This is a genomic window from Plectonema cf. radiosum LEGE 06105 (assembly GCF_015207665.1).
Classification (GTDB): Bacteria; Cyanobacteriota; Cyanobacteriia; order Cyanobacteriales; family Nostocaceae; genus Rivularia; species Rivularia radiosa_A.
The window spans coordinates 62,575-86,675 of sequence record NZ_JADEWL010000018.1 but is presented as its reverse complement, the minus strand read 5'-3'; the positions used below and the strand labels follow the sequence as shown (position 1 = coordinate 86,675).

At 37.6% G+C, this 24,101-nt stretch carries 22 protein-coding genes; 12 read left to right on the top strand and 10 right to left on the bottom strand.

What is annotated here, in order from left to right:
- Positions 1–13 precede the first annotated feature (13 nt).
- From IQ247_RS08765 to IQ247_RS08755, 3 genes are all read right to left on the bottom strand, one after another.
- A complete protein-coding gene (locus IQ247_RS08765) occupies positions 14–736 on the bottom strand; it encodes a DUF2232 domain-containing protein (protein WP_193919000.1) in 723 nt (240 codons plus the stop codon).
- Between the two features lie 22 nt (positions 737–758).
- The gene (locus IQ247_RS08760) at positions 759–1,457 is read right to left on the bottom strand and encodes a Crp/Fnr family transcriptional regulator (protein WP_193918999.1); all 699 of its coding nucleotides are present in this window, start codon (positions 1,455–1,457) and stop codon (positions 759–761) included.
- A 418-nt stretch (positions 1,458–1,875) separates the two neighbouring features.
- A complete protein-coding gene (locus IQ247_RS08755; protein ID WP_193919009.1) occupies positions 1,876–2,073 on the bottom strand; it encodes a hypothetical protein in 198 nt (65 codons plus the stop codon).
- Between IQ247_RS08755 and IQ247_RS08750 the strand changes: the two genes are divergently transcribed.
- Positions 2,060–5,953, top strand: a complete 3,894-nt coding sequence (locus IQ247_RS08750; RefSeq protein WP_228059583.1) for a hypothetical protein — start codon at positions 2,060–2,062, stop codon at positions 5,951–5,953. The two genes, IQ247_RS08755 and IQ247_RS08750, sit on opposite strands and share 14 nt — an antisense overlap.
- 300 nt (positions 5,954–6,253) lie before the next feature.
- Positions 6,254–6,958 carry a sugar transferase gene (locus IQ247_RS08745; protein ID WP_193918997.1) on the top strand — a complete coding sequence of 235 codons (705 nt, stop codon included), beginning with the start codon at positions 6,254–6,256 and terminating at the stop codon, positions 6,956–6,958.
- Positions 6,959–6,963: 5 nt separating this feature from the next.
- On the opposite strand, the gene IQ247_RS08740 is transcribed toward IQ247_RS08745, so the two are convergent.
- The 5 genes from IQ247_RS08740 to IQ247_RS08720 all read right to left on the bottom strand — a co-directional run bounded on the left by IQ247_RS08740 (position 6,964) and on the right by IQ247_RS08720 (position 12,663).
- Complete coding sequence (locus IQ247_RS08740) at positions 6,964–7,512, bottom strand: 5-formyltetrahydrofolate cyclo-ligase (protein ID WP_193918996.1); 549 nt, start codon at positions 7,510–7,512, stop codon at positions 6,964–6,966.
- Between the two features lie 182 nt (positions 7,513–7,694).
- Positions 7,695–8,651: a GDP-L-fucose synthase family protein gene (locus tag IQ247_RS08735; RefSeq protein WP_193918995.1), complete on the bottom strand. Its 957-nt coding sequence runs from the start codon at positions 8,649–8,651 to the stop codon at positions 7,695–7,697.
- Positions 8,652–8,895: 244 nt separating this feature from the next.
- Complete coding sequence (gene gmd / locus IQ247_RS08730; RefSeq protein ID WP_193918994.1) at positions 8,896–9,975, bottom strand: GDP-mannose 4,6-dehydratase; 1,080 nt, start codon at positions 9,973–9,975, stop codon at positions 8,896–8,898.
- A 694-nt stretch (positions 9,976–10,669) separates the two neighbouring features.
- Complete coding sequence (locus tag IQ247_RS08725) at positions 10,670–11,401, bottom strand: undecaprenyl-phosphate galactose phosphotransferase family protein (protein WP_193919006.1); 732 nt, start codon at positions 11,399–11,401, stop codon at positions 10,670–10,672.
- Positions 11,402–11,511: 110 nt separating this feature from the next.
- Complete coding sequence (locus IQ247_RS08720) at positions 11,512–12,663, bottom strand: glycosyltransferase (protein WP_193918993.1); 1,152 nt, start codon at positions 12,661–12,663, stop codon at positions 11,512–11,514.
- Positions 12,664–12,919: 256 nt separating this feature from the next.
- Between IQ247_RS08720 and IQ247_RS08715 the strand changes: the two genes are divergently transcribed.
- On the top strand, positions 12,920–13,858 hold the full coding sequence (locus tag IQ247_RS08715) for an NAD-dependent epimerase/dehydratase family protein (protein ID WP_193918991.1): 939 nt from the start codon (positions 12,920–12,922) through the stop codon (positions 13,856–13,858).
- Positions 13,859–14,030: 172 nt separating this feature from the next.
- Here the strand turns inward: IQ247_RS08715 and pgsA are convergent, their stop codons facing one another.
- Complete coding sequence (gene pgsA / locus IQ247_RS08710; protein WP_193918990.1) at positions 14,031–14,552, bottom strand: CDP-diacylglycerol--glycerol-3-phosphate 3-phosphatidyltransferase; 522 nt, start codon at positions 14,550–14,552, stop codon at positions 14,031–14,033.
- Positions 14,553–14,661: 109 nt separating this feature from the next.
- On the opposite strand from pgsA, the gene IQ247_RS08705 reads away from it, so the two are divergent.
- The 8 genes from IQ247_RS08705 (at position 14,662) to IQ247_RS08670 (ending at position 22,838) form a co-directional block, all read left to right on the top strand.
- Positions 14,662–16,065, top strand: a complete 1,404-nt coding sequence (locus IQ247_RS08705) for an aspartate ammonia-lyase (protein WP_193918988.1) — start codon at positions 14,662–14,664, stop codon at positions 16,063–16,065.
- A gap of 179 nt (positions 16,066–16,244) precedes the next feature.
- Positions 16,245–17,216, top strand: coding sequence for an Npun_F2552 family protein (locus tag IQ247_RS08700; protein WP_193919004.1), 972 nt, complete (start codon positions 16,245–16,247; stop codon positions 17,214–17,216).
- 947 nt (positions 17,217–18,163) lie between these two features.
- Positions 18,164–18,430: a TLTLP motif-containing protein gene (locus IQ247_RS08695; protein ID WP_193919007.1), complete on the top strand. Its 267-nt coding sequence runs from the start codon at positions 18,164–18,166 to the stop codon at positions 18,428–18,430.
- 566 nt (positions 18,431–18,996) lie between these two features.
- Positions 18,997–19,599, top strand: a complete 603-nt coding sequence (locus IQ247_RS08690; protein ID WP_193918986.1) for an IS607 family transposase — start codon at positions 18,997–18,999, stop codon at positions 19,597–19,599.
- The gene (locus tag IQ247_RS08685) at positions 19,586–20,779 is read left to right on the top strand and encodes an RNA-guided endonuclease InsQ/TnpB family protein (protein ID WP_193918985.1); all 1,194 of its coding nucleotides are present in this window, start codon (positions 19,586–19,588) and stop codon (positions 20,777–20,779) included. The genes IQ247_RS08690 and IQ247_RS08685 overlap by 14 nt, the downstream gene beginning before the upstream one ends.
- Before the next feature lie 145 nt (positions 20,780–20,924).
- Positions 20,925–21,467: an inorganic diphosphatase gene (locus tag IQ247_RS08680; protein ID WP_193918983.1), complete on the top strand. Its 543-nt coding sequence runs from the start codon at positions 20,925–20,927 to the stop codon at positions 21,465–21,467.
- A gap of 73 nt (positions 21,468–21,540) precedes the next feature.
- Positions 21,541–21,930, top strand: coding sequence for an aspartate 1-decarboxylase (panD, locus tag IQ247_RS08675; RefSeq protein WP_193918981.1), 390 nt, complete (start codon positions 21,541–21,543; stop codon positions 21,928–21,930).
- A gap of 5 nt (positions 21,931–21,935) precedes the next feature.
- Positions 21,936–22,838: an MBL fold metallo-hydrolase gene (locus tag IQ247_RS08670; protein ID WP_193918979.1), complete on the top strand. Its 903-nt coding sequence runs from the start codon at positions 21,936–21,938 to the stop codon at positions 22,836–22,838.
- Positions 22,839–22,875: 37 nt separating this feature from the next.
- On the opposite strand, the gene IQ247_RS08665 is transcribed toward IQ247_RS08670, so the two are convergent.
- Positions 22,876–23,337: a phosphate-starvation-inducible PsiE family protein gene (locus IQ247_RS08665; protein ID WP_193918978.1), complete on the bottom strand. Its 462-nt coding sequence runs from the start codon at positions 23,335–23,337 to the stop codon at positions 22,876–22,878.
- Between the two features lie 185 nt (positions 23,338–23,522).
- Between IQ247_RS08665 and IQ247_RS08660 the strand changes: the two genes are divergently transcribed.
- A complete protein-coding gene (locus IQ247_RS08660; RefSeq protein ID WP_193918976.1) occupies positions 23,523–23,942 on the top strand; it encodes a QcrA and Rieske domain-containing protein in 420 nt (139 codons plus the stop codon).
- Positions 23,943–24,101: the final 159 nt, after the last annotated feature.

The window sequence follows — 24,101 nt, the reverse complement described above, 5'->3', positions numbered from 1 at the left end:
CCCCATCCCCCCATTACTCATAATCCATCAACACCTGTACCCATTGCGGTGGCCGGGGTATGGGATTGCCTAATCGGTCTAATAATAACCATGCTGCTATGTGTACTACGAATAAATATATAAAATTATTAAGTAATATTAAGCAAATAGCACCGATTTGAATGAGGAAGGGGCTGGGTGTTGCGAGGATTCCTAAGTTAACAAATAACCATTCTAAAATGTTGGTTACTTGGTTGATCAAGTAAATCCATAGGTCTTCACCTGAGAGTAATGATAGTAACCACAAGCGAAAAAAGACACCTATCGTACCAAGAAGAGTAGCCAAGCTGATGGAAACAATCCAAGGAACGCGACGGTGCCATGCTGAACCTAGAAGTACTCCCATAAAAGCATAGGGGATGACAAATAGCATACTCCTGGTTGGTCCCATTAATACCAATAGCAGCAAACCGGAGGTTAAAGCTGACATCCATGCGGCTCTGCTATTCCAGCGTAGATAAACTAAGGCGATGGGGATGGGAAAGAATACCTTTAGAAGACCTAAAGGAAAATAAAAATTAATAAACCAAATCAAACTTCCGGTACTTGCCAAAAATGCCGTTTCCACCATTTGTAATGGTGCATCGGCTTGAAGCTCTGGAGTAGCCAAATCTTGATTGTTTGAATTGTTGGGTGGCTTTTGATTAAAGGAATTGTTTCCCCCTTTATCATCCGCAGAAGAACTAAGAATATCCATGTGAAAGACGGTGTGCGATCGGTTAAATTATCATCTGTTCTAACGCTGATACATCGGGAATACAAATAATATCCCCACTACGTTGAATCAATTTTTTCTTTTCTAACTTGGTTAGTACCCTAGTTACAGTTTCTCGTGCCAATCCGCTCAAACTACTCAACTCCCGATGTGGTAAATTGGGAATTTCCACACCCGTGCAACCTCTTATCCCTTGTCCCTCTGCCAAAAATAACAAAGTATCTGCCACGCGAGAAGCTGAATTCGATTCCCGTAACCGCAAGCGTCGGTTAACTTGTCGTAATCGACGAGCCATTAACTGTGCTAATCGAACTCCGGCTAAAGGTTCGGTGTTGAGTAACTTAATAAAATCCTGGGATGGTAAACTACCGATTTGAGTAGAAGTTAAAGTAATAACATCAGTGGAGCGAGGTACTTCATCTAATGCAGCCATTTCACCAAATAATTCTCCTCTACCAAGAATATTTAGCGTTAATTCTTTACCTTCTAGATTGTAAGTGCGAATTTTGACCCAGCCCTCCACAATAAAATATACGGAACCACCCCAATCATTTTCTAATAAAATTACCTGATTAGCTGGGTGAGAGCGACTAACAAGATTGCTTAAAGCTGATTCAATGGCGTTTTTTGGTAGCCCTTCAAAAAAAGGAGTTGAGAGAGTTACTTCTTTGGCAAGAGGGTGCAAACTATACCTATCTTCCATTGGGACATTTTGATTTTAGCTGTAATACAAATTACTTTCCAAACTACCAGCCTGTGGCTCAACCTATCAAAGCACAGCCCCAGGCAAAAACAAAACTAAACTATCGTACACAACCGTGAACGGTGATTTTTCGGCAAAGCTAGCGTTTCACTTATGAACTTATTTAAAATTGGGTTTAAACTAAGTACAACTTTTATCAGAATTTACCAAAACCCACCAGTGCCAAGATAATTACTCGTTATATTTACTATTGATGGGATTTTCCCCAAATCCAACACTAAAAGATACAATTTATAATTTAAATTCAAATTTAAATTCAAATTCAAATTCAACTTTAAACTTAAACTTAAACTTAAATTCAAATCTAAAATTACTTAGTCACAATTATGTCAACAGTCTGCGATTGCTAAAAACTCGATTAATTCCCATATTCATATTGTTCGTATTGTACTCTTGACAATAACCTAATAACTACCTGATAGATAATATTACTTTTAGTAATTCTAAACTGATTGCGTTCACTGCTGGCGATCGCCATTACATCCGTAAAGTTCACAATAAGGAAAATCAACGTGACTTCCCGCGCAAACCAAATCCAAAGCATGATTGCAGACATTGATCAATTACTCGCTCACAAAGGAAAGCGTTTGTGGGGGGTTGTTTCTTCTCAGGAAGAACCACGTCAGTTGTTACAGCGTATCCGGGATTTCCTCGTCAAAGAAGCAGAAGAAAAAGAGACTTCGACTCCAGCACAATTACCCCCTCTGGTGGCAAAATTCGTGGGAGAAGGAAACCAAGATTCTGTTGAGCGAGAAAAAAGACAATCTCCCGATCATAATCTTTCTGAGTTAATACAGCCACTCAAAGCAGAATTAACAATGCTGTTGGAAGAAAGAGCCAATTTGGTGAGTGAAATCCGAGACTTGGAGAAAAAACGGCTGCACGATTATTCTCTAGCGCAACAATTGGCAACCCAAGAGAAAATCATTTCTGAATTTATGCAGGTGTTAAGAAATCGCTTGTCAGATGAAAATGTGGTGAAAGGTTCTGGGAATATTACGAGTCAGAAAGCTCTGGGCGCTTCTGGTAATCAAGTAGATTCAGCACGGGTAGAAAATTTAACTCAGTTGACAAATGATTTAGATCAGCGTTTAGTAGCTTTAGATGGTACGGTCAACGTTGTTTTTGAAGGATTACAGCGCAATATTCACGCTTATCACGATTCCTTATCCCAAGCATTAGCAAGAATGCATTATAAGGGAGTACAAGGAGAACAGTTACTTGAAGGCTTGATTAAAAATTTCGCAAACCTTCCACCTGCTCAAGAGCAAGAATTATTACAACAAACTATCGAACATTCCAGCACTCAAGCAGTTGAAGTATACGATCGCAATCCAAAGAATTTGGAAAATGTTGAAAATGTCGATTCCGAACAAGTTTACACTCAAGACAATCACGACATATTAGCAGTTATCCCCGACGAAACCATTGATAATATTGAATTTTCTCAAGCTCAAGAGGATGAAGATGATACTTCCATGACATCCGATTTGGAAGCAGTGATTTTTCAACTCGAAAAAGAATCTGTAAGTGAGTTAAATGAAGAATTAGAAGAGAATGATTATTTAGAAATAGAGTTTCCAGAAGAGGCAGAAGAAGTTGAAGAGGAAATCATTGAACAAGAAATAGTTGTTGATTCCGAAGCTTTTGATTCCCCGGAAAAAATGCAAGCAGTATTAAATGAGTTAAAAAAAGAACCTAGAACTTATGAAAAATTAAATACAAATACTAATTTAGAAAGCACCAATGAAGACGAAGTTGATGAACTTTACGCCAGCTTATTTGATAGCGATAATTTAACTGCTCTAAATACTCAAACGTCTTTGCAGCAAGATTTACAGCCCGCTATAAATCTAGAAAATTCCCAGAATTCCCACCTCAATTCACAATTGTCAGAAACCCAAACAGAGAAAGAAGTTATTTCTCAAGAAGTAGTTTTTGAATATACACCCCCATCAACAACCGTTGAAACCGTTGATACTTCTGAACATGAAGATTCTATAGATTATGGTGATGAATTACCAGTACCAGATTCCTCGTCAAATGAGAATAATTCAGGTTTAGACGATGGCAATGAATCTACAACAAATACAAATACATTAGAATCAAATCAAACCACCTCTTATACTTATAAACGGAAAATACAAGCTGCAAGTGAAGATACAATAACCGAACTGACAGAACTTTTGTTTGAAGAAACACCGTCCGTAGTTACACCAATACCCGATAATTCGCAATTAACCGCAACTCAAATCAGTAAACCAATTCAACCGCAAGAATTGGCTGCTTCAAGCAAATCGGAAACTATTACACAAACCGCTACACCAGAAAAAACTCAACCAACCCAGCCACAACCAGTTATTCCCGCAGAAAAACCCCAATTAAAAGAAATTACCCTGCCGATTACTTCTCAACTTCAACCAGAGAGAAAGATAGAAGCGAGTACCGATTTAAACCCACTTCCCCAAACTCAAAAAACTACTGCTACTCCAGAGCAACAAAGCTCCCAAGAAAATAATTCTCCGGTAATTAGTAGTACTGAAATTCCTTCTATAAACCCTAGCGAAACAGTTTGGTATTTAGGAATCGATTTAGGAACAACAGGAATTTCCGCTGCGTTGTTAAATCGTTCCAGCCAACTAATACATCCAATTTATTGGGATTCGCAGCAGCAGCCTCAAGCAGCTTCTCAAACCCGAAATTTCCGTTTACCAGCCGAAGTTTATCTTCCCAAAAGCGCTGCGAATAAAGACACAGACGAAAACCCAGCCGAACAAAATATCTATTCAGCATATCTCAAACCATATTTACAAATTTCCCTTCCTTACAAAAATCTTTCCGAAACAGCTTCCACCGAAATGCGTCACAAATGGGAACCAATACTGCAACTCAATGAATTTTCCACAGTTCCCTTGGTATGGATTGTCCGTTCCCTCTCAAAACTGCTTTTAACCTTAAAATCCGACTCCAATAGCACCACTTTAGGATTAACTGCTACTGCCATCGGCATCGAGAAACCCGAATTTGATAGTATTATTGATAACATCGCCGGTGTGATTTGCACTTGTCCTTCCAATTGGTCAGAACAGTATCGCTTTAACATCCGTGAATCATTATTGATCAGTAAATTAGTCAAACATCCCCAACAAGTATTTTTTGTCGAAGAAGCGATCGCCACCTTAATCGCAAAACTAGAAGGTGCTAACGGCGAAATAGTCAAACTAATCAATAACGAAAACTCCCCGGCTGTTGCCACCAGCGATAGTCAAATTATAGGTAACACCTTAGTTATTAATATCGGAGCCAATGCTACCGAAATGGCATTAGTAGATTTGCCGGAAAATTTGCAAGATTTAACACATAATGAATTTATGCTCCACGGCTTTACCTGCGGCGGAAAAGCAATGGAACAAGATATTATCACTCAACTATTACTACCGGAAAAATGGCGAAAATCTCGCAACTCCCAATCACCAGATAACCCTAACGATAACAACCCCCTACATTGGAAGCCAAATATTCCCGGCTTAGACAAAGTACGTTTTTCTAGCTTAGGTTTAAATAACTTAGAACTACCTCGCCCTGGAGAACCCGACATCAGTCAACGGATTCGCTTACAGCAAAGACTCGAAAGCTCACCTTTGGGTAAAGCATTATTAGATGCAGCCATCGCCCTCAAGTTAATTTTGCAGCACCAAGAATCCTTTACTATTGAACTTGCAGATCAAAGATGGGAATTACAGCGACGAGACTTAGAAAGCCAAGTATTTGTCCCGTTCGTCCGTCGGATTAACCGTGAACTGAATAAACTATTAGTAGCACGCGGTATCCCTACAGAAGCCATCAACCAAATTATTCTGTGCGGTGGTGTTTCATCCATAACCGCTATTAGTCGTTGGTTGCGTCAAAAACTTCCCAGTGCCAAAATTATTCAAGAAAAATATCTCGGTGAAAACGGTACTCCCGCTTGTTCTTCCGTCGCCATCGGATTGTGCATTCTGCCCTTACATCCTTTAGTATTAGAAATACCCAGACAGCAATACACCGACTACTTCTTATTTACCGAATTGCTGCGGCTAGTACCAGAAAAAGCATTATCCTTCGGCGAAGTCATCCAACTATTTGAAGCACGCGGAATCAATACTCGCACTTGTCAGCAACGCTTATTAGCTTTTCTCGAAGGAGAAATACCACCAGGTTTAGTACCCAATAACCAAGATATACAATGGCTCAGCCAAAGTTCCGTAGAAAACTCCAACTACAAAGCAATTGCCGCATCACCATTATTTGACAAACAAGGCAGTCTTTCCTACCGTCCCAACCTGCGACAATTGCAGCATTTACGCAATTACCTTAACACCATCAAAGCCAGCGCTCATCAGTCTTTAGAAGAGCCTTACATTGTCAATTTTGCAGTAGGAGTCTCTGACAGTTGACAGTTGACAACCAACAACTAACCACCAACAACTAACCACCATCAACTATCCACTATCAACTATCCACCAACCACTATCAACTATCCACCAACAACTAACCACCATCAACTAACAACCAACAACCATTAACTTTTTATCTGCATAAATTATTACCAAATTTATAAATAAAATATAAATTTTAAAAAATCAGAGTTTTATTCAAAGATTTGGTGAATTTTTAATATTTAGCCACACTTAGGCTTTGGAGTTATCTATATTGGCACTGAGAAGTTTATTTAGTACGTAATAGTACTGCTTTTTATGGTTATCAATAGTACTCCTCCGGTCAAACGTGATACAAAACAAAACTTAGTATTAGTGAGTCCGCCTGACTCCTGGAGCTTAAGTTATCAGTCTGCTCATCCTTCGCAATTAAACATTGCTAAAAGATTGATTGACATAGTAGGAGCAATTATTGGGTTAATCATAACTGCCGCGATCGCGATTCCGGTGGCAATGGTAACTTTACTAGATAATCCCGGTCCTATTTTTTACAGCCAAATTCGTTGCGGTATCAATGGACAAAACTTCCGTATATGGAAATTTCGCTCGATGATTGTCGGAGCGGATCAGCTCAAGCATTTAGTCAAAAACGAAGCCAGTGGTCATATATTTAAATGTACAGAAGACCCCCGGATTACCCGTGTAGGTAAATTTTTACGTCGTACAAGTTTGGACGAACTACCGCAATTTTGGAACGTACTCAAAGGAGAAATGAGTTTAGTTGGAACTCGTCCACCCACTCCTGATGAAGTAATGCAATACCAACCGCACCATTGGGAAAGACTGCGAGTCAAACCCGGAATTACCGGAGAATGGCAAGCAAACGGTCGTTCCAGCATCAAAGATTTTGAAAAGATAGTTCAAATGGATTTAGATTACCAACGTAAGTGGTCTGTATCCTACGATTTATTTCTCATATTTAAAACGATTTGGGTAGTACTCAAGAAAAACGGCGCTTGTTAGGGCAATTATTGAATTAAAGTATTTTCCGTGCAAATACCATATAACTTTTTATCCCAAACTTCTATAGGAATTTCAGGTAAACAAGCAAAATCAAACACAATACCTATAGTCGGTATTAATTCCCAACCAGGAGAACTTAATAAACGGTCATAATACCCACCACCGTAACCCAAACGATAACCTTGATAGTCGCAAGCAACACAAGGAACTAGAATTAAATCAACGCGATCGCAATTAATTATTGCTGCATCGGGATGTGGTTCGCGAATTCCGTATTTACCAGTTATTAAGTGATTTTGAGGTTTCCAAATATGCCAGCTTAGGGATTTTTCAATGCAGCGAGGAAATCCCCATATTTTTGTATTATCTGAGAATAAATAATTTAAATCGGGTTCTTGACGAAAACTAAAATAAGCAAGAATTGTTTTCGCTTGTTGAAATAACTGTAAATTGGAAAGATTTGTACAAATAGCTTGACTTTTCTGCCGCCATTCTGTTTCTGAAACAGATTGACGTTTTTTGATCAGATTACGGCGTAATTCTGCTTTTTCCAATTGATGCTCAATGTGGTTCTAAAAAACCCACGCAGGTGGGTTTTGTTTGTGTAGCCGCGATTTCTAATCGCCAGATACTATAATATCCTTTTCCCATAACCTAAAAAACCCACGCAGGTGGGTTTTGTTTGTGTAGCCGCGATTTCTAATCGCCAGATACTATTTTTCCCATAGCCTAAAATCTAAGCTACAGGTTGAGGAGCATTTTCACGCCACCATTCAATCGTATTTTTCAAACCTTGCTTGAAGTCTACTTGAGCAGTAAAATCAAAAGCTTGCTTTGCTCTTTCGGTATCCAAGCAGCGACGAGGTTGTCCGTTTGGTTTGTCAGTTTGCCAGACTATTTCACCCTCAAATCCCATTAATTCGCAAATTGTGGTAATCAAATCGCGGATCGAGATTTCGTAACCAGTTCCCAAATTCACGGGTTCGGAGTCATTGTATGATTGAGTACCCATCACAATACCCCGTGCAGCATCTTCAGAATATAGAAACTCACGGGTAGGACTGCCATCACCCCAAACAGGAATCTCTTTATCTCCTCTATCTTGGGCTTCCTGAACTTTACGAATTAATGCCGGAATAACGTGAGAACTTCTAGGATCAAAGTTATCTTCTGGACCATATAAATTTACTGGTAACAGATAAATTCCGTTAAATCCGTACTGTTGACGGTAAGCTTGTAACTGCACTAACAAAGCTTTTTTAGCAATACCATAAGGAGCATTGGTTTCCTCTGGGTAGCCATCCCAGATATCATCTTCTTTAAATGGTACCGGAGTAAATTTAGGATAAGCGCAGATAGTACCGACACAAGTAAATTTCTCCACCCCAGCTTCATAAGCCGCATGAATTAACTGGGTTCCCATCATCAAGTTGTCGTAGAACAACTCCGCAGGTTTTTCTCGGTTCAAACCGATACCACCAACATGAGCCGCTAAGTGAATTACAATGTCTTGTTGGTCAACCGCACGCTTACAGTTTTCCATCACACACAAATCATAATCTCGCGATCGCGGCACTGTAATTTTATCCCTGTCTGCCCCCGCTTTAATCAGTTGATCTACTACTTGACGACCTAAAAAACCGGCACCACCAGTTACTAAAATTCTTTTATTGTTTAACTCTAAGGAATTCATATTTTCTTTTCGTCCTGATTAATAATATTCAAAGCACTCGTGCCGTCAGTTCAATTTTAGATTTTAAATTTTAGATTTTGGATTAGATTTTGGATTGAAAATTCTAATATTTTAGAAGGTTTCAAAAACCGACGCATTGAGTCTGTAACCTTTAGCCCTTTAGGATAAATGCGGCTGTGCCAGTTATTTTCACATCAGCCAAACTCAACACCAATCTAAAATCTAAAATCTAAAATCTAAAATTCTACATATGTAGTGCGCCCAATTCTTGACGAATCATCGCATTATCTTTAATCGCGTCGCCTATTTTTTCACCAGGAGAAGTTAAACCTAAAGCTTGTAAATCTGCTTCTACCATCAAAGCTACAAGTTGTTCAAAAGTTACTGATGGAGTCCAACCCAACTTTGTTCTAGCTTTAGAAGCATCCCCAATCAATAAGTCTACTTCCGCAGGACGTAAATAACGCTCGTCGAACTCTATGTATTCTTGCCAATCAAGATTTACGTAATTAAATGCTAATTCTAGAAACTCCCGTACAGAATGGGTTTCGTTTGTGGCAATTACATAATCATCTGGATGGTCTTGTTGTAACATAAGCCACATTGCCCGTACATAATCTTTTGCATAACCCCAGTCTCTCTTGGAGTCTAAATTACCCATGTAAATTTTCTTCTGCTTACCAGCAACAATCCGAGCAACTGCTCTAGTAATTTTACGGGTTACAAAAGTTTCACCACGGCGGGGTGACTCGTGGTTAAACAAAATACCATTGCACGCGAACATATTGTAAGATTCGCGGTAATTAACAGTTTGCCAATGGCTGTAAACCTTTGCACAAGCATAAGGGCTACGTGGGTAAAATGGGGTGGTTTCTGTTTGCGGTACTGCTTGTACCAAACCGAACATTTCTGAAGAACCAGCTTGGTAGAAGCGTACTTCAATACCAGTCCGATGTTGATAATCGCGGATTGCTTCTAGTAAACGCAGGGTTCCCATTCCTACAGCATCTACTGTATATTCAGGGGAATCAAAGCTTACCCGTACATGGGATTGAGCGCCTAAGTTGTAGATTTCTACAGGCTGGACTTCTTCGAGAATGCGGCGTAGCGTGGTACCGTCTGTCAAATCACCGTAATGAAGAAATAACCGCACTCCTTCTTTATGAGGATCTTCATAAATATGGTCGATACGATCTGTATTGAAAGTAGAAGTACGGCGAATAATACCGTGTACTTCATAACCTTGTTCTAATAAATACTCACTTAGATAAGAACCATCTTGCCCGGTAATACCAGTAATCAACGCTCGCTTTGGTTGGGTCATTCTCGTTTGTTCCTTTGTTCCTTATATATTGTAATGAAATTAATACAGGTAGCCTGGTATAAGTTAACAGGAATACACTTACTTGCCCTCCGGGGAAACCTGCGATTTCTCTTTAAGTAATATCGCGGTCTTTTAAGTAAATATACTGTTTGGTATGTTTTTTTTAGTAAACCCTTCAAACGGTAACGAGAGATTAATTATCTATCCAGTATATTTTTTTAATGTTTACAAAAACTTTATATTTTTGCTCAGTTTATAAAGATTATATTAATTTTTTATCAATATTTTCAACATCAAGCTAATTGGTAATGGGTAATGGGTAATGGATAATTGGTAATTGGTAATTGGTAATTGGTAATTGGTACCTCGCTACCAAACGATATTACCGCAGCGGATTTAAAGAAAATTAGTATCGAAAAGTGTTTTATTTATTAAGACAATCTAAGTTTTATTTAGTTTATTTATTTAGTTTATTTATTTATTAAAAGTAAAAATAATACACAGTATTTTTATATAAAAGGTAGTTTTTAAAACAGTCAAACTGACTTTTTCAGATTAATATAACAACAGTTAAAGCGATATAAATAACTTGTTTAAATAATAAGTTTGAATATTAATTATTCTTAAACAAAAAAATGGCACATAGATTTAACGGGGCAACTTTGCTGCCCCTAGAATAAAATCAAGGCTTTTTTTAATAAGCTCCGTTATCTTTCGGTATAACCACAACAGCAACCGTTTTCAAAATAATCCATAAATCTAGCCAAAAACTTTTAAATTTGACATAGTACAAATCTATTTGAACTCTTCTAGGATAAGGAATGTCATTGCGTCCAGAGACTTGCCATAAACCAGTAATTCCCGGTCTGATAGTCAAAACTTGATTGATATGACATCCATATTTTGGCAATTCTTCTGCTACTAAAGGTCGAGGTCCGACAACACTCATATCCCCTTTTAAAACATTCCAAAACTGAGGAAATTCATCTAAACTGGTAATTCGCAAAAACTTCCCGATTGTCGTAATTCTGGGGTCTTGTTTGAGTTTAAAACTGTTCTGAAATTCCTGCTTGAACTGGGGTGATGTTTCCATCATTTGGATCAAAATTTCATCGGCGTTACTCACCATTGTGCGAAATTTAATACAATTAAACCGCTTATAATTTTTCCCGACTCTTTCCTGAATATAAAAAATTGGACCATGGGAGCTTAAAGCAATCAGCAAAGCCAGAATTAAGTAAACAGGAAAAAACAGAATTAGTACTAACAGGGAAAATATTATATCGAACAGTCGCTTAGCTTTCTCTCCATTTAAAGCTTCAAAAGAAAAACCTAGGGGCTTAAATTTTGGCTTACTTTTCTGGTGACCGCGTTTTAAGAAAGTACGCGTAATCTTACCGGAGAGAAGTGAGGTCTGTGCCGTCATCATACTCCTTACAATCCACACCACACATAGTCCCAATCTTAAAGCTTATGGAGCTTTTAAAAGTGCTTGGGAAGCAAATTTACTTTATTCTCTCATTCTGAAATAAAGAATCAAGTTTTTAGCTCCCTTTTATTGCTTTTTTGCTCACAGGTATGTACAAAGTCGAGATAACGAGAAGCAAACATTTGCTTGGAAAATTGAGCAGCGTGTTTTCTAGCATATTCAGGGTTAAATTTTTCTCTGTTAGCTTCAAAAGTTTCTACTGCTTCAATTAGAGATGCTTGTGTTTGCTGATTAAAAAATGTACCCGTTCCTGTATCCCCATAAGAACGAATATCTCGCACCGTTTCCAAAGCACCACCAGCACCATAGGCAATTACCGGAGTACCACAAGCTTGCGCTTCGACTAAGGCAATACCAAAGTCTTCACAAGCAGCATAGACAAAACCTCGGGCTTTAGCCATATAATTTTTTACCACATTGTCAGGCTGCCATCCTAATATTTGGATGTTGGATTTCGCTATCTTCTGGATTTTATCCATGTCATTTCCAGTACCAATTACTACCAAAGGTTTTTTTAATTGATTAAAAGCTTCGACAATTAAAGTTACTTGCTTATAACTTACTAACCGGGAAACGATCAGGTAAAAATCTTCTTTTTCAGATAAAAAGGGAAAATCTTCGGTATTTACGGGTGGATATATAATTTCAGCGTCTCTTCTATAACACCTCCAGATTCTCCGGGCAGTATGAGCGCTATTAGCAATAAAGTAATCTACACGATTGGCACTCACTACATCCCACTGTCTTAACCGATGCAGTACATAGCGCGTAGCCCATCCAGCCATCCCTCTTCCTAGTTTGCTTGCTCGCAAATAATCAAAAGTTAAATCCCAAGCGTAGCGCATGGGACTGTGGCAGTAACAAATATGTATTTGGTCTGGAGTGGTCAAAACCCCTTTTGCAACGGCATGAGATGAAGACAGAATTACATCATATTCACGTAAATCCAGTTGTTCGATCGCCAATGGCAGAAACGGCAAGTACTTTTGGACACCTTGTCTACCTGCGGGAAAATGCTGTAAAAATGTTGTGCCAATTTGACGTTTATACAAATAACTTTCCGGATTACCGGATTCAAAATCAATGAGAGCATACAAGTCAGCATCAATATGATTCAAAATTTCCCGTACTACGAGTTCTGAACCACCTGTTGCTAATGGTGTAAGCCACTCATGCACCAAAGCATACTTTAAAGGCACAGTTAGCATTCATATGATAAAGAACAATTTTTTAGTTCAAAGAAAAGTAAATAACCATTTTGCTGACCTATTTTCCACAATATAAGTTCCTGCGAACATACCGCAACCTGATAATCTCAAAAAGGATGAAGTTTTGCGTCTATGACATTACTAAAGAATTGATTTCAAAAAATATGTAACCTTTTTGACCTACATTCTTGGTACTTCATTCGGAGTTTTGTTTTTGCCAACAAGTAATTTATATAGTAGGGATTCAATGCGAATTTTAATTATGGGAGGCACTCGGTTTATCGGTGTCTATCTAACTCAAATATTAGTAGCACAAGGACACGAGGTAGTACTTTTTAATCGCGGTAATCGTCCCTCACCTGTGGAGAAGGTAACGCAAATCAAGGGCGATCGCACTGACCCAAATCAACTAAAAGAAAAGTTAAGCAAGGAAGATTTTGATGTTATTTTTGACAACAATGGTCGGGAAATTACTGATACTCAACCATTAGCAGAAATTTTTCAAAACCGTTTGCAGCACTTTGTTTATATGAGTTCTGCTGGGGTATATCTCAAATCTGATATTGTACCTCATGTAGAAGGAGATGCAGTAGACCCTAAAAGTCGTCATAAGGGTAAACATCACACAGAAAGTTATCTCGCAGCAAATGGCTTTCCTTTTACGTCAATTCGTCCCACTTATATTTACGGACCTCAAAATTACAACGATTTAGAAGCTTGGTTTTTTGATAGAATTACTCGTAACCGTCCCCTTCCCATTCCCGGTAATGGATTGCATATTACTCAATTGGGACACGTTAAAGACTTAGCTTCAGCAATGGCTCAAGTTATAGGCAATTCTACCGCAATACAACAAATTTACAACATTTCGGGAAATCGTTACGTCACTTTTGATGGTTTAGCTCGTGCTTGTGCTGTCGCTGCCGGTAAATCACCCGATGATATTCAAATAGTACATTACGACCCGAAAAAGTTTGATTTTGGCAAACGTAAAGCTTTTCCCATGAGAATGCAGCACTTTTTTGCATCGGTTGATAAAGCTATGACACAATTAGATTGGCATCCAGATTATGATTTAGTTTCTGGATTGAAAGATTCATTTCACAATGATTATTTAGCTTCAGAACGAGATAAATCAGAAATTGATTTTTCAGTTGATCAGGAGATTTTAAAAGCAGTAATTTAGATAGTTAATTAGTAGCTTGTAGGTTGGGTTAAACACGAAAACTAAATTTAATTTCTCACAAAAATTTATATTAATCGTGTCGTAACCCAACCAGAGCGATTGTGGATAAATCAATAGAACTTATTCTCAGTTGAAAACATCATCTTAAAACCCAATTACCAATTACCAATTATCAATTACTATCTTCTACTGTATTTTGCGGTAACAGATAAATTGCACCACTAATCAAAGTTAAAGCTACAGATACCCAAAAAGCAATTAAAGAAGGTAATTCCCATTCTGGAGATAAAGGAGCAATCAACAGCGCGATCGCAATTATTTGAGTTACAGTTTTGAGTTTTCCCCAAATATTTGCACCGCTAATCTTCGGTTGACTAACTCTCCAGCCTGCAATTGCTAATTCCCGTCCTAATATTAAAAATACTCCCCATGCTGGAATTTGTCCTAGTTCAATTAAAGAAAGCATTGGAGCAAGTACCAGTAATTTATCGACTAAGGGATCGAGAAATTTACCTAAATCACTGATTTGATTCAGCTTCCTTGCTAAATATCCATCTAACCAGTCTGTAGCCGCAGCAATAATAAAAATTGTCAAGCACACCCATCTTGTTTGGGGTGTCGGGTTATGTAAACCATAAATAATAAACGGTATACCTAACAAACGAGAGAAAGTAATCCAGTTGGGAAGAGTCATTCGATTTTAGATTTTGGATTTTGGATTTTGGATTTAGTTGATGGTTGTTGGTTGATGGTTGTTGGGTGATAACTGATAATTGATAACTGATAACTGTTGACTGAACACCATGACTAATTCACAATTTCGCATCGAAAGCGATTCAATGGGCGATCGCCAAATTCCTAGTAGCGCTTATTACGGAATTCAAACTCTACGAGCTACGAAAAACTTCGCTATTAGCGGCATTAAGCCTTTACCTACTTACGTAGATGCCTGTGTCATTATTAAAAAAGCTACCGCGACAGTAAATGGCGAATTAGGTTGTATACCCCAAGATATCAGCCAAGCTATTATACAAGCTGCTGATGAAATACTAGCTGGTAAGTTTCGTGACCAGTTTGTAGTCGATGTTTATCAAGCAGGTGCCGGTACTTCCCACCATATGAATGTAAATGAAGTGTTAGCAAATCGCGCTTTGGAAATTTTAGGAGATGAAAAAGGTAATTATAAGCGTGTTAGTCCAAATGACCACGTTAATTATGGACAGTCTACCAACGATGTCATTCCTACAGCAATTAGAATCGGTGGACTTTTAGCTCTTTCTAAAACATTGTATCCTGCTTTAGATCATGCCATTACTACTTTGTCAGAAAAAGCTAGAGAATTTAAAGATATTGTAAAGTCCGGTCGAACTCATCTACAAGATGCTGTACCAATACGTTTGGGAGATACTTTTGCCGCTTGGGAGCAAATTCTTAGAGAACATCAAAATCGAATTAATACTGCTGCTGAGGATTTAATGGTACTCGGTTTAGGGGGAAGTGCAGCGGGTACGGGGTTAAACACCCATCCCCAATATCGTGTAGGTGCGGTTAGAATTCTTTCAAGACTAATTAATTCTCCTTTAAAAGAAGCTACTCATCTCATGGCTGCAATGCAAAGTATGGCACCCTTCGTCAACGTATCCGGTGCTTTACGCAATCTGGCTCAAGATTTAATTAAGATATCCCACGATTTACGCCTAATGGATTCGGGACCAAAAACTGGTTTCAAAGAAATTCAATTACCACCAGTGCAACCGGGTTCCTCGATTATGCCAGGAAAATATAATCCGGTGATGGCTGAGATGACATCAATGGTGTGTTTTCAGGTAATCGGTTACGACACTGCGATTAATTATGCAGCACAAGCAGGACAATTAGAACTGAATGTGATGATGCCCTTGATTGCTTACGATTTGATTCACAGCATTGAAATACTTGGGCAAACCATTGAAGCACTGACTTCTCGTTGCATCCAAGGAATTATTGCTTTTCCAGAACGTTGTTTAGACTATGCCGAAGGAAGTTTAGCGTTAGTAACAGCATTAAATCCACATATCGGATATCTCAATGCAGCAGCCATCGCCAAAGAATCCATGGAGACAGGAAAATCCCTAAGACAGATTGTAATAGAAAAAGGGTTAATGAGTAAAGAAAAATTAGCCGAAGTTTTGAATCTCCAACAAATGAGCAAGATTCTCAAGGAATAGGGATAGTGGACAGTTGACAGTGGTTATGAGAAAAACCAACAACCATCAACTGGTAACTGATGACTGGTAACTCCCTTCAGTCCACATTGAAAAGTGTCCCTAGTTTTTACTGATTGCTGAAGGTCAAAATACGATTAAGTTAAGCTGTGACAAAACCACAGAACGAAAAAACTACGTCAATGCAGACTCAAACACCATCTGTCAGTTTAATTAGGGCTACTTCTTATGAAGTAGAACTATTAAAAGAATCTTTAGATATTCTATTAGAACCCTTGGGTGGAATTGCAGCATTTGTCAAAAATGGCGATCGCGTTTTACTCAAACCCAATTTACTCACAGGTTCCCGTCCTACTTCTGAGTGTACCACACGCCCGGAAATGGTTTACGCGGTGGCGAGTATGGTAATTGATGCTGGTGGTAAGCCGTTTTTGGGAGATAGCCCCGCATTTGGTAGCGCTAAGGGAGTAGCGTTAGCGAATGGATATGAATGGGTTTTAAAAGAACTTAATCTTCCCATCATTGACTTTCACTCTCAGCGTTACGAAATCGTTAACGATAAGTTTAACCATCTGTTACTCTCAAAAGAGACGATGGAAGCCGATGTAGTTATCAACTTACCCAAAGTCAAATCTCATTCACAGCTAGTATTAACTTTGGGAGTCAAAAACTTATTTGGTTGTGTACCCGGTAAAATGAAAGCTTGGTGGCACATGGAAGCAGGGAAAGATGCCAACCGTTTTGGAGAAATGTTGGTCGAGACTGCCAAAGCTATTAACCCCAATTTAACAATTATAGACGGAATTATCGGTCATGAAGGCAACGGTCCGAGCGGTGGTGAACCCCGTGCTTTAGGAATTTTAGGTGCATCAAAAGACGTATTTGCTTTGGATAGAGCCATAGTAGAAATACTCAAAGTTGCTCCCGAACAAATACCTACTGTTGCTGCATCAATGCGGTTGGGAATTTGTCCGCAACTAGATGCCATGAATTTTGTTGGGATACATCCTAACTCGCTACAAATAGATGATTGGCAATTACCTTCAAAATTGATGCCCATTGATTTTGGAATGCCCCGCGTAATTAAATCTACTTTTAGGCATCTTTACATCAGGTTTATTAAAGAAAAAATCAGCGCTTATAGCATTCGTTAAATTAATTGTTTCAAGCGGCGAATTTTATATTGCAAGTGCAAACTTGGCTACAGCAATTTTATGTACTGCCAGAGTAAGCTGTAAATACCCTCCGATTGCTTAACCAAACCGCCCTATTTATTTTAGTGGCGGTTTTTTTAGTCCGGATTATTGTTAGAAATTGTGAGATTTTGTGATTTCTTATAGTTTGAATTGATAACGGTCTATAGCTGGAATTTAACCTGCATTAAAACAATACTTAATCATCTATAACCCTTTGATAATTTTTGCCAAATTCTCCGGATATTATTATCCTATTACTCAGCGTACCCGTATCGTCACATCCACTTAATTTTTAATTATTTTTACGGAATTATATGTGAAGATTATTAGCAAATAATCGTCACTTATTGTCACTTAAAAATCATTTAATTATTCTGTAATGATGCGGTATAGAATTATTAACAAACCATTTGATTAAAGCATATTATCGATAATCTATTTTGAGTGTAATTACTGATGATGATGAGAAAAAACTGAAGTATACTCAAATACTTTTCAACATTAAACAGCAAATATTATTTTTTTATATAGCTAAAAAAGCTTGCTGGGCAAGACTTTCTCATTCCAAAGGAAGATGATATTGACCCACTCATGTTTTAAAGTTAATATTAGTAAATAAACAAGATGTATTTTTTTTTGCATAATATTTAATCAAGATAATTTGTCATAAACCCAGGCAATACACAATTAAAAAGCAAGATAAGTTACAAGTATTTTAAGAAGATATTTATGTATTACTTGGTATCAAGAGTTTCAAGTATAAATAAATATATAAAGCGAGTGGCAAAACTGATTTAAATTCTCGAATAATAGGTAGTTTCTAGTCATAAAAAAAGCTAAAATAATAACAACTCTCTGATTAGAGAGTCGTAGCAACTAGTGATGTAAAGAGCTAAATAATTTATATGGATTCAAACAGTCAGTCTGCCAATACAGAGGAATTACCTTCCCAACGTTTGGCAGACGTTGTAGGAACAGCGATTGCTGTGTTAACTTTGACGTTACCGATGTTTGTAATTGGTCATTACTCTTCAAACGACGTTCAAGATAACCGGCAACCATCAACCTATAACTTACAAACAACTGACAATGATACAAAAGTCATAAAAAGTGAAATTTCATCCATTTATAAAATGAATAACCACGCTTCGAGCTTCTCGAAAAAAAAGTAACTTTTAGCAATTAGTAGAAGCAGTTTTCATGAAAATGATTTAGCTTTTCTACTTATAATTAAATTTTGTCGAGATTTGTAGAGACGTAAAATTTTATCTCTCTACAGTTTTTTCTACTCCTATTGGGCATCGTCCTATAGGGGCATTTTTATTTATTATTGATATAATTCTCTTTCCCATGACTTTTTCGTGGATTGAGAAGTTTTTTACAATAATTGTCTTTTGTTTCGAGATATTCAGCTTAAAAACCCGACTTCTGATTGATATTAGTCGTTTTTTAATCAACTAGCTATAAAAGTACATTTAAACTATTGACATATAAACTAACTTACTCACACGAATGTTAAACCGCTTGTAAATTAGGCTTTTTTTTATTTAGCTACTCGGCGGGAAGCCCGTCCTTAAAGCCAAGAGTCTCCTATGCGATAGCAGGACTGTCTTGGAAGCCCGCGCTGTATGCTCTTAGCATCAGCGTCGGGAGCAAAAGATAGGACAGAAAATTTATTGACATAATAGACATATCTGACATCTTAGACTAGACTCAAGAAATAGTCTAAAAAAGTGAGATGTCAACTAATTATGTACCACCAAGGGTCGCTGCCTCTAAGCTTGGAGTCAGCACCAAAACCCTCGAAAGATGGCTCGAAGCGGGGAAAATCGAAGGAATCTTTACTCAAGGGGGTCAAAGAAGATACAACCTTGATTCAGTTATCCCTCCTCGACCTGGTAATCCAGCAGACGAACGAGTCACCGTCCTTTATGCCAGAGTTTCAAGCCGCAGTCAAAAAACTGACCTTGAACAACAAGTTAACTTTCTTAAGTCTCGTTATCCCGATGCAGAAATCATTACTGACATCGGAAGTGGACTTAACTTCAAGCGAAAAGGTCTTCAAACCTTATTGGACAGAGTTCTCAGCAACTCTATCAAGCTTGTTGTCGTTGCCCACAAAGATCGGCTTTGCCGTTTTGGGTTCGATATTATCTCATGGCTCTGTGCTAGGCAGCAGACTGAAATATTGGTTCTCGACCAAAAGAACCTCAGCCCGGAACGAGAAATGGTTGAAGATATTCTTGCCATCGTCCACGTCTTCAGTTGTAGATTGTACGGACTTAGAAAGTACAAAAAGCAAATCTCTGAAGACAGTGAGTTACCGAGTGTACCCAAGTAAAGAACTTACTGTTATTTGGAAGAAATGGGTTGCTGCTGTTCGTAAGGTTTATAACATTTCTATTGCCTATCTTAATCAAAATCAGGGATTTGAAAAGATAGGGAATAAAGGCGGAAAGATGGGTTTTAGGACAATGCTTAAAGCAACCGGAGTAATACCTCAATGGTGTTTAGATTTAAACGCATCTAAAATACTAGATAATGCATCGATGGAAGCTTACTCATCTTGGTCTGAAACGGCAAGAAATCCTAAATTCATAGGTAAGGGTAAAAACAAAAAACCTCACCCACAAGCAGGATTAAAAATAGCGAAGTTCCGCAGTGTTCGTGACCAAAAGCTAACAATTCAATTTGACCCCACTGCTTATAAAAATGGTAGATGGATGGTATCAACCACCAAGCATTTACCAAAGCCAGAATTTAAAGGACAAAAGTTTTGTATTTTAACAGATGGCTCTACGGAATTGACCTATAACAAAGGTCGCTGGTTTGCTCACTTCCCTGTTGAGTGTGAGGTTACAACAAAGGTTACTAATAAAGTAATTGCTCTAGACCCAGGTGTTAGGACTTTTATTACAGGCTTTGATGGTAGTGATTTCTTAGAGTTTGCTCACTTCGATTTTAATAAAATTGCTAAACTTTGTTCTCATCTTGATAAGCTTAAATCAAAGCATGATAAGTGTAAGGGGCATAGTTTTAAACGATTACGTTACAAGTTACGTCAAGCTATGGAAAAAATTAGAACAAGGATTAAAAACCTACGTTCTGAGTGTCATAAACAAGTAGCTTCTTATCTTGCTCGTAATTATGATGTAATTGTACTTCCAACATTCGAGACATCAGAAATGGTAGTCAAGAAAAAGCGGAAGTTAAAGAATAAAACGGCACGAGCAATGATGACTTGGGCGTTCTATCAGTTTTCTCAAACCCTAGAACATTTGTGTTTCCGTTACGGTTCCAAATTGGTGAGAATAACTGAAGAATACACATCTAAATGCTGCACCAAGTGCGGTCATGTTCATAGAAAACTTGGTAGTTCTAAGAACTTTAAATGCCCAAATTGTGGTTACGAAATACCACGAGATTTTAATGGAGCCGTGGGGATTTTCCTCAAGGCGATGTGGGATACCACCTTCACTGATTCTGTTGGTGATGTTGTACTAAACGTTGAAGATGTCTGATTATGTCGGAAAACGTCCAGGTTAAAAGTATCAGTTGTCACAGGGAATAAACTACTTTATCCTTAAGTCCATATTGACCTAAAATTCTACACGGGGAGACTCGAAACTCTCACCGAGAATTAATCAAAGCTTTAGGAGTAAATCTGTGGACTTATCTCGTATCCCATCTCAACCAAAACCCGGTTTAATAAATGTTTTAATCGAAATTACCGCCGGCAGTAAAAATAAATATGAATATGACAAAGATTTACAAGCTTTTGCTTTAGATCGGGTGCTTTATTCATCAGTGCAATATCCCTATGACTATGGTTTCATACCAAATACTTTAGCTGATGATGGCGACCCCCTTGATGGTATGGTAATCATGGATGAACCAACCTTCCCCGGTTGTGTAATTGCAGCACGACCCATCGGTATGTTAGAAATGATTGACGGTGGCGATCGCGATGAAAAAATTCTTTGTGTACCAGACAAAGACCCACGTTATGTTAACGTGAAATCACTCAAAGATTTAGCTCCCCATAAACTTGATGAAATCGCAGAATTTTTCCGTAGTTACAAAAACTTAGAGAAAAAAGTCACCGAAATCCTTGGTTGGCAAGATGTAGATCAAGTAGCACCTTTAGTTGAAAAATGCATCAAAGCAGGTAACGAAAAAGGTCGAGATACCGACTCCGAAACTAAGTAAAATTAAATAAGATAGTTCCATCAAGTTTAATTTTTCCTGCAATTACCCCTTTCCCTTAAAAGCTAATTAAACAATGCAGCGCACGCTTCTCCTAGCCAAAATTCACAACTGTACTCTCACCGAAGCTAATCTCAACTATATGGGCAGTATCAGCATAGACCAAATACTTTTGGACAAATCTGGTATTTTACCTTACGAGCAGGTACAGGTGGTGAATATAACTAACGGCGAGCGTTTTGTTACTTATGCAATACCGGCAATAGCCGATTCCGGAGCAATTGAGCTAAATGGGGCTGCGGCACGTCTAGCCATAAAAGGCGATCGCTTGATTATAATGTCTTACGGGCAGTTAACTCCGGAAGAAATCCCCAGTTTCTCCCCTACAGTTGTCATCGTAGACGACAAAAACAAATTGTTAGAAGTCAGACACTACGATGATCTGCTCGGTAAGACAATTATCTAAAAAAAATGCCAAATATACAGCCGTCAAAGCATCATCCTGATGTTAACGAATCCCCAGAAAATTTTTCTTCTGAGCAAACCGATCGATTTTTAGTCAAATTTTGGGGAGTACGAGGTTTAATTCCCACTCCAAGTAGAGAAACTAATGTTTATGGAGGTAATACTGCTTGTGTAGAAATGCAAGTCGGAGGAAAAATTTTGATTTTTGATGGTGGTACTGGATTGCGAATGTTAGGAAAAAGCTGGTTAGAAAAACAGCAAGAAATAGTAGTCCATTTATTTTTTACTAACGCTCAAACAAACCGCATTCAGGGTTTTCCTTTTTTTGCTCCTGCATTTGCACCCCAAAACTATTTACATATTTATGGTACCGCTGCTTCTAATGGAGCATCTATTAAGCAATCACTTTGCGATCAGATGTTATTACCCCATTTTCCTTACCCTTTACAAGTTATGCAGTCACAACTACAATTTTATAATTTGACTCCGAATCAAGTGGTGGCTATTGATGATGTAACAGTAGAAATGGGATTAATTAATCATATTCAAAAGTCCATTGGCTATAAAATTACATGGTCTGAATATAGCGTTGCTTACATCACCGATTTACAATCCAAAATAGATGATTCAGATGTTGAAGGTGTAATTGGATTAACTCAAGGAGTAGACTTACTGATTGTAAATCCTAACTACATTTCCTCGGATTTTCGCAGTTGCCAAACACCAATTGATTCCTATTGGAAAAATGCTGTAGATTTAGCCCGTACAACAGGTGTTAAACAACTTGTATTTTCTAATCATCATCCAAATGATCACGATGATTTTTTAGATAGAGTTCAAGCCGCACTTAAATCTGACTTAGAGCCTGCCTTTTTAGCTCGTGAAGGTATGGTTATATCTATTAATTGATTACAACGAAACATTCATTCTAAGTCATAATTAATTTTCATTCATTTTTATGGAGTTTGCTACGGATAATCCAATAACTTATTGATAAAGCAAAAACCGCGATTGCCAAACCAATTACTTGTATCCCGTCTGTTTTATCTAAATCTAAAATAATAATCTTTCTAGCTACAGCAATTAAGGAAGTAGCAATTACTAATTCAACATGAATAACATTTTTTCTCAGATAAGCAGTAATATTTTCTAAAATTTCTAAAGCAATTAAAACATTTAAAAATAATCCAAAAGTTGTAAATAAATTATCATTAAAATTTGGTTTATTAATATCCCAAATTAAGACTTTGTTGATGACATAAATTGCTAAATCTATAATTGCAAAGAATATGACCACCACCATCGTAATCGATAGCAGCTTGGCAATGATTTCTTCAATTTTTTCAATCAAATACAAACAATTTTCATTTTTATTGTATTTACGAATTTGTCTCAATAGATTTCTCATGTTTCATGCCTTGTAATAAAAAAATTACATAAATGAATGTGATTTGTCATGTGAAAACAAATACAATCAAGTAAGAATAAAGTACATAAATAAAAATCTTACATTTATAACTATAAACAATCATTGGTACATTAATTTAACAATTTTAAACAACCCTTACCTCAAATTACGAAAAAATATCAAGGATGAACCGTCGTAACTTCTTAAATTGGGTTGGTGTTGGCACCATAGCAAGTTCTCTACCCCTCGCTATTGCAGCTTGTTCCTCAAAAGAAACAACGCAAAATACCCCAAAATCTCAAGAATGGCAAAATATTGGTACTTCTAATGAATTAAATACCAATGGTAAACTACTTGCAAAAAATACACCTATAGGAGAAGTATTAGTCGTCAAAACTTCCCTTGCTAATAATTTAGTTGCGGTTAACCCTAGCTGTACCCATGCCGGTTGTACCGTCGAATGGAAAAATGATACTAATAAATTTGTTTGTCCCTGTCATGGTTCTGAATTTGGGGTTGATGGTAAAGTTATAGCTGCACCAGCCACAACACCTTTAAAAACCTACGCAGTCAAGATTGATGGTGATACGATTTTGGTTCAGTAAATAGCGTGAGTTCACAAATTTATTTTTGCTTGGGGGAAAGCTGTAAAACCTCTAGTAAAATCAGAAGTCGGGTTTTTGAGGATAAATAAGTCGTTTATCAAAAGCTGACTTCTGTGTTTGTCGTCTATGAATACTATCGTAGTTATAAGTTTTGTAAAT